This window comes from Burkholderia cepacia complex sp. TUM26381, from assembly GCF_057439935.1.
On record NZ_CM172008.1, the window covers coordinates 385,505 to 397,820 of the forward strand.

12 protein-coding genes are annotated in these 12,316 nt (G+C 61.1%); 6 read left to right on the forward strand and 6 right to left on the reverse strand.

The window, feature by feature from the left end:
• Positions 1 to 3: 3 nt before the first annotated feature.
• Complete coding sequence (locus tag ACWMMN_RS33900) at positions 4 to 1,206, reverse strand: AAA family ATPase (RefSeq protein ID WP_059241369.1); 1,203 nt, start codon at positions 1,204 to 1,206, stop codon at positions 4 to 6.
• Positions 1,207 to 1,420: 214 nt separating this feature from the next.
• On the opposite strand from ACWMMN_RS33900, the gene ACWMMN_RS33905 reads away from it, so the two are divergent.
• Both ACWMMN_RS33905 and ACWMMN_RS33910 read left to right on the forward strand, forming a co-directional pair.
• A complete protein-coding gene (locus ACWMMN_RS33905) occupies positions 1,421 to 1,945 on the forward strand; it encodes a GNAT family N-acetyltransferase (RefSeq protein ID WP_059241370.1) in 525 nt (174 codons plus the stop codon).
• 69 nt (positions 1,946 to 2,014) lie between these two features.
• Positions 2,015 to 2,884, forward strand: a complete 870-nt coding sequence (locus ACWMMN_RS33910) for an alpha/beta hydrolase family protein (protein WP_226196045.1) — start codon at positions 2,015 to 2,017, stop codon at positions 2,882 to 2,884.
• 167 nt (positions 2,885 to 3,051) lie between these two features.
• Here the strand turns inward: ACWMMN_RS33910 and ACWMMN_RS33915 are convergent, their stop codons facing one another.
• The 4 genes from ACWMMN_RS33915 to ACWMMN_RS33930 all read right to left on the reverse strand — a co-directional run bounded on the left by ACWMMN_RS33915 (position 3,052) and on the right by ACWMMN_RS33930 (position 7,389).
• Positions 3,052 to 4,557 carry a methylenetetrahydrofolate reductase C-terminal domain-containing protein gene (locus tag ACWMMN_RS33915; protein ID WP_486424413.1) on the reverse strand — a complete coding sequence of 502 codons (1,506 nt, stop codon included), beginning with the start codon at positions 4,555 to 4,557 and terminating at the stop codon, positions 3,052 to 3,054.
• 153 nt (positions 4,558 to 4,710) lie between these two features.
• The gene (locus ACWMMN_RS33920; RefSeq protein ID WP_256087777.1) at positions 4,711 to 5,211 is read right to left on the reverse strand and encodes a flavin reductase family protein; all 501 of its coding nucleotides are present in this window, start codon (positions 5,209 to 5,211) and stop codon (positions 4,711 to 4,713) included.
• 140 nt (positions 5,212 to 5,351) lie between these two features.
• Positions 5,352 to 6,380: a methionine synthase gene (locus ACWMMN_RS33925; RefSeq protein ID WP_059241374.1), complete on the reverse strand. Its 1,029-nt coding sequence runs from the start codon at positions 6,378 to 6,380 to the stop codon at positions 5,352 to 5,354.
• A gap of 25 nt (positions 6,381 to 6,405) precedes the next feature.
• On the reverse strand, positions 6,406 to 7,389 hold the full coding sequence (locus ACWMMN_RS33930) for a DUF1852 domain-containing protein (protein ID WP_486424490.1): 984 nt from the start codon (positions 7,387 to 7,389) through the stop codon (positions 6,406 to 6,408).
• A 321-nt stretch (positions 7,390 to 7,710) separates the two neighbouring features.
• On the opposite strand from ACWMMN_RS33930, the gene ACWMMN_RS33935 reads away from it, so the two are divergent.
• The 4 genes from ACWMMN_RS33935 (at position 7,711) to ACWMMN_RS33950 (ending at position 10,965) form a co-directional block, all read left to right on the forward strand.
• Positions 7,711 to 8,619: a LysR family transcriptional regulator gene (locus ACWMMN_RS33935; RefSeq protein ID WP_486424414.1), complete on the forward strand. Its 909-nt coding sequence runs from the start codon at positions 7,711 to 7,713 to the stop codon at positions 8,617 to 8,619.
• Positions 8,620 to 8,856: 237 nt separating this feature from the next.
• On the forward strand, positions 8,857 to 9,048 hold the full coding sequence (locus tag ACWMMN_RS33940; RefSeq protein WP_404823516.1) for a hypothetical protein: 192 nt from the start codon (positions 8,857 to 8,859) through the stop codon (positions 9,046 to 9,048).
• Positions 9,049 to 9,060: 12 nt separating this feature from the next.
• The gene (locus tag ACWMMN_RS33945) at positions 9,061 to 9,777 is read left to right on the forward strand and encodes an epoxyqueuosine reductase QueH (protein ID WP_340626302.1); all 717 of its coding nucleotides are present in this window, start codon (positions 9,061 to 9,063) and stop codon (positions 9,775 to 9,777) included.
• 732 nt (positions 9,778 to 10,509) lie between these two features.
• The gene (locus ACWMMN_RS33950) at positions 10,510 to 10,965 is read left to right on the forward strand and encodes a phosphotransferase-like protein (RefSeq protein WP_486424491.1); all 456 of its coding nucleotides are present in this window, start codon (positions 10,510 to 10,512) and stop codon (positions 10,963 to 10,965) included.
• A gap of 69 nt (positions 10,966 to 11,034) precedes the next feature.
• On the opposite strand, the gene ACWMMN_RS33955 is transcribed toward ACWMMN_RS33950, so the two are convergent.
• The gene (locus ACWMMN_RS33955) at positions 11,035 to 12,285 is read right to left on the reverse strand and encodes an ATP-grasp domain-containing protein (protein WP_486424415.1); all 1,251 of its coding nucleotides are present in this window, start codon (positions 12,283 to 12,285) and stop codon (positions 11,035 to 11,037) included.
• Between the last annotated feature and the right edge of the window lie 31 nt (positions 12,286 to 12,316).

Genomic DNA, 12,316 nt, shown 5'->3' on the forward strand with positions numbered 1-12,316 from the left:
GCGTCAGGCCTCGACGTCGATGTAGTGGCGGATGATGCTGCGGATCAGGTCGGCGTCATCCGCACCGACCTTCGCGTAGATCGTCGGGCCGGCGGCCGATTCGGGGTCGCCGGTGCGCAGCATCAGCGCGGCCCAGTCGAGCAGGCGCCGCGTCGAGAACGCGCTGGCGAGATCCTCGCGGACGAACGCGGCACGGCAGTCGGCCGCGATCGCCGCGAGCGTGGCGGCCATCGCCGGCGACATCGCCGCACCGAAGGTCCGCTGCAGCACGCGCGCCTCGTCGGCCGGCGGCAGATAGTCGAGGTGGTACACGCGCCAGCGGTCCAGGAACGCCTCGTTCATCACGTTCGCGCCCTGGTACAGGTGGCGGAACTGTCCCATCGCGCCCACCGCGTTGGCGGTCGCGAACAGCCGGAACGACGGGTGCGGCACGACGATCTCGTTGCCTTTCTCCTTCAGCAGCAGACGGCCGCCCGGTTCGAGCACGGCGGTCAGCACCGCGAGGATCGCCGGTTCCGCGAAGTCGATCTCGTCGACGATCAGCCACAGGCCCTCGCGCATCGCCGTCGGCAGCACGCCGTCGACCCAGATCGTCTCGCCGCCCTTGACGGTCCAGAAGCCGACGAAGTCGCCGACCGTCGTCTGGCCGTTCATGTTCGAGCGCAGCACGCCGTGGCCGGCCTGCGCGGCCGCCTGCTCGACGAGGCTCGTCTTGCCGGTGCCCGTATGGCCGATCAACAGGATGCGGCGGTTCTCGACGATGTCTTCGAGCACGTTCGCCGCCCGCGCGGTGAACAGGTAGGCGGGGTTCGTCGGCGGCACGAGCGGCCCGCCCGGGCCGCGCGGCATCGGCACGCCGCCGACGTGCGCGGTATGCGTCGCGTCGACGGCTGGCGCCGGTCGCGACGCATGCGCGCGCCGCAGGTCCTGCATGAAGCCGCCGCGATGCGCGGGGGCGGCGCGGTCGTCTGCTTCGCGCCGGACGAAGCCTTCCCGAAGCCACTTGTGCAGCTTCGCGTCGAGGTTGTCCGCGTCGACGACCGTATCGACCGACGTACTGCCGTCGGGCCGGCGATGCTGGATGCGGTACATGTGCGCGCGTTCGGAGCGGCTGACGATCCATTGTCCGGCGGACGGGTCCGCCAGTTGCCGGTAGACGCCGAGGACCGGCGGGGCGGAAGGCGAAGGGGCAGCGGGTGAGGTCATGGCGGCAGACGAGATTGGGCGGCAGGCGCTTCATGTCTTCGATGCGTCGCATCGATTGTATAGTTTTGCCGCGACGGGTGACATCGAGGCATCGTGGGCCGCCAGACGTTGCGCTGATCGACCGGGTTGAAGGTCGGTATCGTAGCGGGCCTGCCCGCCCGCCTTTGCAAACAATCGTGCGCCGGTCGTCGAATCCCGCGAAGGAGAGTGGAACGTGACGGTGACAGGAACCGACGAGCGGGTGATTCGCCGTGCCAGCACGCTTGACGTGCCGGCGGTGCTGGGCATCTTTGACGAGGTGATCGCCTGGTTCGTCGCCATCGGCAACGAAGGGCAATGGGGCCGCGAGCCTTGGTCGACGTCGCCCAAGCGGATCGCGCTCGTGACCGAAGCCTGTGCGCTGCCCGAAGCGTGGGTGGCGGAAGGGCCGGAGGGCCGCATTCTGGGCGCATTGATCCTGGGCGAAGCCATGCCCTACGTGCCTGCCGCAGCCGAGCCGGAAATCTATGTGAGAGTGCTGGTGGCGGCGCGCGACGCACAGGCGCGCGGTGTCGGCCGGCGCCTGATGGCCTTTGCGGACGACCGCGCCCGGGCTGCGGGGGTGGCGCGCCTGCGCGTGGACTGCTACGGCGGCGGGACGGGCGCGCTGGTGCGATTTTACGAATCCTGCGGGTATGAGCGAATTTCGACCTTCGACGTGGAGGGTTGGCCGGGGCAATTGCTGGGGCGTCGTGTGTGACGGCGCGCGTCACGCTTCAGCGATTGCCGTGCTGAAGCCATCCATTTTCGATATGTAGACCCTATGACAATGACCCGACGCCTGCTTTGGATTGGCCTTGCGCTCGTGATTCCCGGCGTCCACGCCGAACAGCTCAGGTCGGACCTGCACGAATCCGTCTCGACAATCGACGTGACCGTCAAGGATTTCTACGGGACGGAACAGACGGGCAAGGTTGCGATCACGCAATTCCTTCCGGATGGCGAAGGGCCGTTCCCGATCCTGATTCTCAATCATGGTCGCAGCGGAACGGATCGCGGCACGCCGCCGCGTTTTCGCTTCACCCGGCAAGTTGCTTTTTTTGTGAAACGAGGCTTCGCCGTATTTGAACCTACGCGCATCGGCTATGGTCAGTTCGGCACGCAGTTCGATCCGGAATATAGCGGTAAATGCCGCCAGAAGGACTATGCCCCGATGATCGATGCGGCTCGCGCTGAAGAGCTTGCCGTACTGGATTACTCGAGGCGGCAACCCCATGTCGACCCGCATCGCATCGTCATTGTCGGGCAATCGGTCGGTGGCTTCGTCACGACGGCCATGGCAGCCGACAATCCGGACGGCGTGGTCGGGGCAATCAACTTCGCAGGCGGTTCCGGCGGGGACCCGGTCGGGCATCCCGGTGTGCCATGTCAGGGCGAACGACTGGAAGCCATGTATTCTCGGTTCGGAACAACGGCGCGTGTCCCGATGCTCTGGATCTATACCGAAAACGATCAGTATTTCGCTCCGACGTATAGCCGCGCCTGGCACGATGCATTCGTTCGCGCCGGTGGCAATGCCGACTATCGGCTGCTTCCGCCGTTCGAGAAGAACGGGCACATGCTGTTCGCGCACGGTGTCGAGGTCTGGGAGCCCGTGGTGTCCGAGTTTCTCGAGCGTCAGGGATTCCCGGTTCGATGACAACCATGATGGATGCGGGGATCGAGTTCGACGTGAGTGCGACTTTCGATGTCCTGTTCGGGCTGGCCGTGGCGGAGCGAGGCACGGCTAGCAGCAGCTAGCGGCCACCCACAGTCACTCAGGAAACCAGATTGAATGACCGTTCAAGGCGTACTTTCGGCCACCGATCACTTTCGGCGTCGTAAAGGCCGCCTGGCCGGCTTCCATTCTCGGGGGGGTGATTCAGCGCCCTGCGTAGTGTCTTCCGGCTCGAACCATTCGGGCCAGGAGCTGCGGTGTCTGTTGTCCGCTTCGATGCAAGGAATCAACGTCTGCGCCAGCACAGCCAACTGATCGGCAGATTTGGCAATCCGGTATTTGACGCTGTGCACGCACTCCCGGTCGCCAAATTCGCAACGATTGAGCCGGGTGCCGCCACAGGGGCCATTCGCCAGGCCTTTGGGGCAGGTCTCGGGGCATACGTACAGGGTGTCCTGCAAGCGGCAGCGGCCGCAGGTATCGCAACCGACCAGCGGCCGCTTGATCGTCCGTTCGATTGCATGCAGGGCATTCGCAGCCATGCCGACCTTCCAGATCGACCGCGTCACACTCCAGCCAAAGGCTCTGCCGAGCCATCCCGTGCGACTGAAGAATCGATCATGTATGGAAGAGAGCAGCCTATGTCGCAGGCGTTCCCGGCGGGTGGCGGTGACGCCGGATTGCCCCATTTCCCAGGCACCGCTTTCGGGCGTGAAGCTAACCTGGGGCACCCCAGGCAGCTGCCAGCTTGCACGCCATCGCTCGCTCCATTCGGTCAATGAGGTCACGCTGTCCCGCTGCTCGGTGATCGCCTGCTCCAACGAAAGCAGTTCATCAAGCGTATGCACCCCGGACACATGAGCACCGGCATAGCCCATCAATTGCAGGCCCAGTATCTGCAACGCCAGGCGCTCGACACTTCGTGCGCTGGCATAGGCTTGCGATACCCGCTGCTCCCTGCCCAACAGCATTCGCATGGATTCGGTGATGACGATGCCGGGTACGGCCTGCAGAAGGGCCGCGCGTTTGTCGGTCACCCCCATCACACAGGCCAGCATGGGTTTCATGCTTGCCTGAGCGCGCATCCAGGTCCGGGCTTCAATATGCTTGGCGGCGTCAAAGCCGAGTTGCAGGGTGAGAAAATCCGCCCCAGCCAGAAGCTTTTTCTGCGCTTTCAGGTACTGTGCGCCGCCTTCTTCTTCACGGTATTTGAACGGGTTCAGCGCAGCGCCCAACAGCCAGTCCGGGCCGTGTTCGCGGGCAATCTGCAGCGCAGGTACCGACTCCAGATAGCGCACCTGTGCCTGATCATGGTGGCCTGGCAGGCGATCCCCACTGAGCAGCAACAATTGCTCCACACCAAGGGCCTTCATCGAGTCCATCTGAAGCAGCAAGTCGGCACGCTCGCGATCCTTGCCTGAAAAGTGCAGCAAGGATGAGGCCGGATTTCCCAATGCTTCAGCGGCTTCCAAGGGGCTCAGGTCCGAGTGCAGGCCGACACGATCGGCGAAAGCTGGCAGTAGCGGCCAGCCTGCCAGGTGCCCGCGTTGCACGATTGGCTCGAGCGCGGCCAGGCGCGAAGGGGACTGTTGAGGAACGACCTCAAGCACGCAGACGAAGCGCCCGTCGTTTAGCGCCTGTTTCAATGAACTCAAGACGGCTCGATACCTTGCAAGTGGGAGGAGCGTCGTCGCAGCCGCCGCCTGGTGATGGCGCAGGGCAACGACGGGGATGCCAGTCCCTGGCAGGCTGGCGACATGGAAGAACCAATGTGCGGGCGCCCAGCGGCGGAAAGCGCTCGAACCGGGCTATGCGCCGGCGATGTTGCAGTACTGTCCTCTGAAGTACAGCAAGGGCTGCGTAGCGGCAGTGGCTTGCAGGTCCAACGCTTTCACTTCGCCAATCACGATCAGGTGATCGCCCGCGGCGTGTTCGGCATAAATTTCGCAATCGAGCCAGTGAAGGCTGCCGGCAATGATCGGATTACCCAGCGGCGATTCCTGCCATTCGATGCCGTGCCACTTGTCCGTGCCTCGTCGAGCGAATTGCTTGGAAATCCCGACTTGCTCGTCCGACAGGATATTGACGACGAATCGACCTGCCTGGCGAATTTTCGGATAGCTGGCCGAACTGGACATGACGCTGAACGACACCAGCGGCGGGCTCGTCGACACGCTATAGAAAGACTGGCAAGTGAAACCGACCGGCTCGCCATCGACGTGCGATGCAATCACCGTGATACCGGATGCGTAATGCCCGAGCGATTCGCGAAAGCTCAAAGGCTCGATGGCCGTGCTGGAAAGTGACATGGTAGATACCGAATACTGGGTGCGGCTCGGAACAATCGAGGCGGCGTAATTCGACAGATTCAGAGCGCCATTTCATGGCACTCCCCGACATCCTCGCGGCCTTCGATTCCCCGAGCACGACTTCCGACTTCAGCGCGGAACTAGTTCGAGAGTTCTTGTCGGACGATTTCCGCGCCTGCGCTCAAAGCACTCAGCTTGCTTCTCGCGATTGCGCGCGACAACGGGGCCATGCCGCAGTTGGTGCAAGGATAGAGCTTGTCGGCATCCACAAACTGAAGGGCTTTGCGCAACGTGCTGGCGACTTCCTCGGGGGTTTCAATGGTATCGCTTGCGACATCGATGGCCCCCACCATCACCTTCTTGCCTCGAATGAGCTCGATCAGCTCCATGGGAACGTGCGAGTTGTGACACTCCAGCGAAACCATGCCGATACTGGATTTTTGCAGCTTGGGGAAGGCTTCCTCGTATTGCCGCCACTCCGACCCCAGCGTCTTCTTCCAGTCCGTATTGGCCTTGATGCCATAGCCATAGCATATATGCACGGCGGTTTCACACTTGAGACCTTCAATCGCCCTTTCCAGGGTAGCGACGCCCCAGTCATTCACCTCATCGAAGAAAACATTGAATGCGGGCTCGTCGAATTGAATGATATCGACGCCGGCAGCCTCCAGTTCCCTGGCTTCCTCGTTCAGGATCTTTGCGAACTCCCAGGCCAGCTTTTCGCGACTCTTGTAATGATCGTCGTAAAGCGTATCGATCATGGTCATCGGGCCCGGCAACGCCCATTTGATGGGCTGCTTGGTTTGCTGGCGCAAAAACCTGGCATCGTCTACGAAAACCGGTTTTTGTCGGGAAACCGCATCAACGACCGTCGGCACGCTCGCATCATAGCGATCGCGAATTCGAACGGTCTTGCGATTCTGAAAATCAACGCCGCTGAGGTGTTCGATAAACGTGGTCACGAAATGCTGGCGCGTCTGCTCGCCGTCACTGACGATATCGATGCCTGCATGCTGCTGCTCTTGCAACGACAAACGCAAGGCGTCCTGCTTGCCCTCGATCAATCCCTCGTCCTGCAATTTCCACGGGGACCAAAGGGTCTCGGGTTGGGCAAGCCAGGAAGGTTTAGGCAAACTGCCAGCGGTTGAAGTGGGTAGCAATTTTTTCACGGTAGACGGCCTTGCGTTTTGTTAGTCAAAGAGCGTAGTCAGCGGACCACTGTTCAAGAATGGCGCGGTATGGTTTGATGAATTGATCCTCGACGAACCTGCCCTGCTCGATAGCCAGCCGGCTGCGTTCTTCCCGATCGTAAACAATTCGAGTCAACGAATAATCCTGGTGCTTCAAGCTGGGCCGGTAGGATTTTCCAGCCGGGGAATTCGCGTTGTAAATCTCCGGCCGGTAAATCTTCTGGAAGGTATCCATCGTGCTGATGGTGCCGATAAGTTCAAGGTCGGTGTAATCGACAAGCAAATCGCCGGAAAAATAAAACGCCAAAGGTGCAGCACTGTTTGGCGGCATGAAGTAGCGAACCTTCAAACCCATCTTTTCGAAATATTCGTCCGTCAGGGAATATTCCTCCTGCCGGTACTCGGCGCCCAATACGGGGTGCTGATTGGCAGTCCGGTGGTAGGTCTTGCTACTCGAAACGCTCAGGCATATAACGGGCGGCTTGGCAAATTGATTTCTGTAAGTGCTGGAATTTACGAAGCTCTTGAACAGCTTTCCATGCAGGTCGCCAAAATTATCTGGCGTGCTGAATTCGGGCTGATCCTTGTTGTGCTCCAGTAATACCACACTGAAGTCGTAATCTCTCACATAAGAGGAAAAATTGTTCCCCGCAATCCCTTCAATGCGTTCGTCGGTTTTCAGATCGATAATATTTGGTTTCAATATCTCGATCAAAGGGAGTGTGTTATCGCTGCTTTCTTCGTCAACGTTCATTTCAACGGAAATGATTTCAAGTTTGACGGAGTAGCGATCGCCCGCAGGATTGTCCCAATGAGCCAGTGCATTGAAGCGATTGTCAATCATCCTGAAAGTGTTGCGCAAATTATCCTGGCGGTTCGTTCCTCTGGCCAGGTTGGCAAAGTTGGTCGTGATGCGCGTGCTTCCGGACGGTTGATAGTCTTCATCGAAACAGATGCTGTTAATGGCAAATGTGAATTCTTTACTCATTGCGATCTCGCACCCTGATTTCTGAAATGAACTGCGTTTGCTCTTTGTTTCCCGCTTTTCTTCTCTGATTCTTGACTCGGCAGTCTCATCGGTATCGACTTTCCGGGCTAACTTGACGCTGAGCCACAGTTGACCGCGCATGAATTGATTGCATGCAACCATTAGTCACTCTCATGGTGCGATGTGCGTGGATCTGCATAGTGACCATGTGCTGTGTGCTAATCAGAAGAAAAGTAACTGGAAGCGATGATATAGTTCCTGTTGCATGAATGAAAATGGATTTATTTCATGCAAACATTAAAATTGTTCATGGAGTGAGCGATGCTGGATCGCAGTCATCTGATGGTCGTGCGGGAAGTGGCGCGGCAGGGTTCGCTTACGGCTGCCGCCGATACGCTGAATCTCACGCAGTCGGCGCTCAGCCATGCGGTGAAGAAGCTCGAGCAGCAGCTCGGTACGCCGGTGTGGACGCGCGAGGGACGTTCCATGCGGCTCACGCAGGCCGGACAGTACCTGCTGAGCCTCGCGAACCGGTTGCTGCCGCAATTCGAACTCGCCGAAGAGCGTATCAAGCAGTACGCGCAGGGCGAGCGCGGCACGTTGCGGATCGGCATGGAATGCGCGCCGTGCTATCAATGGCTGCTGAAGGTGGTGTCGCCTTATCTCGCGCGCTGGCCGGATGTCGACGTCGACGTGAAGCAGCGCTTCCAGTTCGGCGGCATCGGCGCGTTGATCGGCTATGAAATCGACGTGCTCGTGACGCCCGACCCGCTCAAGAAACCCGACCTGCATTTTCAGCCGGTGTTCGACTACGAGCAGGTGCTGGTGGTCGGCGACAACCATGCGCTGGCCCGAGAAGCGTATGTCATGCCGGAGCAGTTGCAGGATGAGGTGCTGATCACGTATCCCGTCGAAACGGACCGGCTCGACATATACACGCAGTTCCTCACGCCCGCGAACATGGTGCCGAAGCGCCACAAGGTGATCGAGACGACCGACATCATGCTGCAGATGGTGGCGAGCGGCCGTGGCGTGGCGGCGTTACCTCGCTGGCTCGCGGAGGAATACGCGGGCTGGATGCCGCTCACGCCCGTGCAACTTGGAGAGACGGGCATTGCAAAGCAGATTTTCCTCGGCACGCGCAAGGCTGATGACGACATCGATTATCTTGCGGCGTTTGTGAAGGCGGCACGGGAGTGGAAATGGGCGGAAGCGAAGATGCGAGACTAGTTTTGCATCGGGACATGAACAAAACTAATTGTTCGATGAAAAGATACCATTTCATCCTGCACGGCTCAGCCACTATCATGTTCGCCCGGGCGCATTAGCCGCTTGGCCTTTTAGCCTTTTAGCCAGCTGCTGCGGACCCATAACCCGCGTCGGGCCGCGCCACACCTCCACGCAATGCTTGCGCCTGAAAGTCAGGCGTGAGCACCCGATCCTTTTTTCTTCCAGGACCCCAATCCCGTGTTCGAACGTCGCCGCTACTCACTTGCCGAACGTGAGAAAGCAATCGACCCGGTGATTTTCCGTGGCATTCAGGGGGGCCTGCTGATGCATGCGATCGCGGGCAAGGCCGTCGCATTCAACGAGGCTGCATCGCTGGAGTTCAACGCGCATCAGCAGCCGGCCGTGCGATACGCGGCAGTGATCGAGTGAGGTAAAACGATGATGACCAACTCCGGCGAACGCAAATCCCTGCCCTTACCGGGCGGCCATCGGAAGGTTTTGCTGCATTCGTGCTGCGCGCCGTGTTCCGGGGAAGTCATGGAAGCCATGGTCGCATCGGCGATCGATTTCACGATCTTCTTCTATAACCCGAACATTCATCCGCGCAAGGAGTACGACCTGCGCAAGGATGAAAACATCCGTTTTGCCGAGAAATTCGGCATCCCGTTCGTGGATGCCGACTATGATCGCGACAACTGGTTTGCGCGCGCCCGCGGCATGGAAAACGAACCCGAGCGCGGCATTCGCTGCACGATGTGCTTCGACATGCGCTTTGAGCGCACTGCGCTGTACGCGCACGAGCACGGCTTTCCGGTGATGACCAGTTCGCTTGGCATTTCGCGCTGGAAGAATATGCAGCAGATCAACGACTGCGGTAAACGCGCGGCCTCACACTATCCGGAACTGTTGTATTGGGAATATAACTGGCGCAAGGGCGGTGGTTCGGCTCGCATGATCGAAATCAGCAAGCGCGAGAATTTTTATCAGCAGGAATATTGCGGATGCGTCTATTCGTTGCGCGATACGAACGCGCATCGCATCGCGACCGGGCGCGAGCGGATCAGGCTGGGAGCGTTGTACTATGCGCAATCTTCAGCGGAGGAGAAGGGCGTGCAGCCTGCGGCGCTGCCCGATACTGATGCTTCATCGCCGGGATGACGCCATCCCACGTTATTGCGCAACCCAATTCACGGCGACATCGAACGCACGAGCGTTGAGAGCGGGATCACGGGCGGGATGCAACTGGCCTTTGCCGATGCCGTACTGCATTCCGCTGCGCTGACTGCGATCAACGAAGCTGCGATGCTGGTCGCGACCAGCAAGGGACTCGAATTACATTAATGACATGGGTGGCGCGACCTTCGCGGAAATCGACGCATTGCAGACGCACTATGTCGATCTCTGCCGCCTTTATCTGTTCGTTCCGGGGCCCGCCGTGGAACGCGCAGCGGCCGTTGCGAAAGCGGTGTTCCGGACGCGGCGCGAAGTCAGGTCGAGCTACGTACATGTTTGACCGGTCGGGAGCCTGTTAGCCGCCGTCGCTCCGACATCGGTGCCCCGCTCACGCTGATAGCCACAGTCACGCCGCTGGCTCCGGCAGTTCATGCACCGAAAGCCGACGTCATTGCCGAGAGTCTCGATTGGCCGTAACGGGCGGTGGATTCAACCGGTCGATCCGGAACGGCGTGAACGTAGGAGATGACCTAGGTCTTCGCGCGGACCGAAACTCGACAGCGATGCTTGCTCGCGATACGAGCCGGCGGTTAACTGATGTTCGGCTGTCACTGCGCCGCGCTCGCTGCGCACGTCCGGCGATTTCACCGCCATTCGCTATGAAACCCATCGCGGTCGTATTGCACGGCCCGACCAGCGCCGGAAAGAGCAGCCTGGCTGCGCGCGCTCCGGGACAGTTCGGACGTGCCCGTGTTTCACATTTCGCTGGACGTGTATGCCGAATTGTCGCGCAGGCGTGACATGCGATCGGACGAAGCGCTCGACCAGGCGCCCAGACATCATCCTCTGAACCTCCAGTCGACGCTCAGCCGCGTTGCGGCCAGTCATTTCGACATCGTCCTCGATCTCGTCCTTCGGGATACACCCGCGCTGGACGCGTGCATTGCTGCACTGTCACCTCGCCGTACCAGCGTCGTTGGCGTTTCGTATCCGTGGGCCATTCTTGAGCAGCGGGAACGTGCGAGGCCGGATCGGGGAGAGGGAATGGCCAGATCCCAGATCGGACACCCTGCCTGTTCACGGCCGTACTCGATGCGCATCGACACGTCGACATGCAGCCCGGAGGAAGGCGCCCACCGTATCCGGGCCCACCGCGACGAACGGGGCGGGTGATTGCGCGTGAAGTGCGACGCGGATGCGCTCAGGCGCCGCAGCGGCCATTCCGGAAAGCCCCGCGATGTATCAGCGAACCTTTCCGGTTGAAGGCTCAGGAACAGGAGAAGGTGGTGCAGCCAGCGTCGGCTGCAAGACGTCGCCGCGCCCGGCCGACGTTCCCGCGTGTTCCACCGAACCGTGCGCGGCCGGCAACGCAACCCGCACATAAAGAAACGCGCGCCGTTCGCGATCGGGCAGCACTTGCGGCCCGTAGCTGATCCTCACCGCGCCGTCGTCGATCTCACCGGCCTGCGCGAAACGCCACGCGCCGGGATCGCTGTCGAGCAGGAATTCGGCGCGTGCATACGCGTGCGGCTCGAACAGCTCGGGAATCGCCACGGTCCGCCCGTCGAGCTTGTCGAGCAACGCTTCGACGACGTTGAAGCCGTAGCCGTCGCGCACGATGTCGCAGATGAAGCTGCCCGCGATGCGCGGATTCAGTTCGATCACGTGCGGCACGCCGTCGTGCACGATGCAGTCGAGATGCACGGGCCCCCACGTGAGCCCGGCCGCGGCGGTCGCACGCGTGCCGACGTCGATCAGCGCGCGCAGCGTATCGGCGTCGAGATCGAGTTCGGACGTATAGCCGCGTTCGAGAAAACCGGCGCCATGCCGCTTCAGCTTGCGCAGCGCGCCGACATAACGGCCGTCGAAATACTCGACGCAGTATTCGCTGCCCTCCAGGAATTCCTCGATGACGACACGTTCGGTCGCAAGCGACGGCGCATCGGCCTGCGCGGCGACGAGCGCGTCGAGTTGCGTACGGACTTCAGCGATGTCCTCGCACCGCCGCACGCCGTCACTCGCCGAGCCTTCCGACGGCTTGACGACGACCGGAAAGCGCAACGGCGTAGCCGCCGCCGCGAGCGCTGCCGGCGCGGCCAGCGTGCCCGCGACGAACTGCGCGGCCGGGATGCCGTGTGTGGCGAGCAGCGCCTTCTGGTTCGACTTCGACACGGCGTGCGCGACGTGCCGCGCATCGGGGCCGGGCAGGCCGAGCGCATCGGCGACCCATGCGGCGGTGCGCGCATAGGTGTCGTGCGCGGTCGTCACGCGCAGCGTGTCGATCTCGTCCGGAAAGCGCGCGCGCAGCCAGCCGGCGAGCCGGCCCGCGTCGGGCTCGAGGTTGACCGTCTCGACGCTGCCGGGAAACACGCCGTCGAGACGATGGCCGGGCGCGGTGATGACGGTCACGGCCACCTGGCGTGCAAGGGCGGCGCGCACCAGCGCGACGCTGCTGCCGGTGGCGCGTGCGCCGATCACGATGAGTCGCTTCATGAAGAATCCTTGATCGAGGACGGAAGAAAGG

What these genes read in the sequence shown, in the direction of transcription:
- ACWMMN_RS33900 (WP_059241369.1), bottom strand. Translation starts at nt 1,206, where the DNA reads ATGACCTCACCCGCTGCCCCTTCGCCTTCCGCCCCGCCGGTCCTCGGC.
- ACWMMN_RS33910 (WP_226196045.1), top strand. Translation starts at nt 2,015, where the DNA reads ATGACCCGACGCCTGCTTTGGATTGGCCTTGCGCTCGTGATTCCCGGC.
- ACWMMN_RS33920 (WP_256087777.1), bottom strand. Translation starts at nt 5,211, where the DNA reads ATGTCACTTTCCAGCACGGCCATCGAGCCTTTGAGCTTTCGCGAATCG.
- ACWMMN_RS33930 (WP_486424490.1), bottom strand. Translation starts at nt 7,389, where the DNA reads ATGAGTAAAGAATTCACATTTGCCATTAACAGCATCTGTTTCGATGAA.
- ACWMMN_RS33935 (WP_486424414.1), top strand. Translation starts at nt 7,711, where the DNA reads ATGCTGGATCGCAGTCATCTGATGGTCGTGCGGGAAGTGGCGCGGCAG.
- ACWMMN_RS33945 (WP_340626302.1), top strand. Translation starts at nt 9,061, where the DNA reads ATGACCAACTCCGGCGAACGCAAATCCCTGCCCTTACCGGGCGGCCAT.
- ACWMMN_RS33955 (WP_486424415.1), bottom strand. Translation starts at nt 12,285, where the DNA reads ATGAAGCGACTCATCGTGATCGGCGCACGCGCCACCGGCAGCAGCGTC.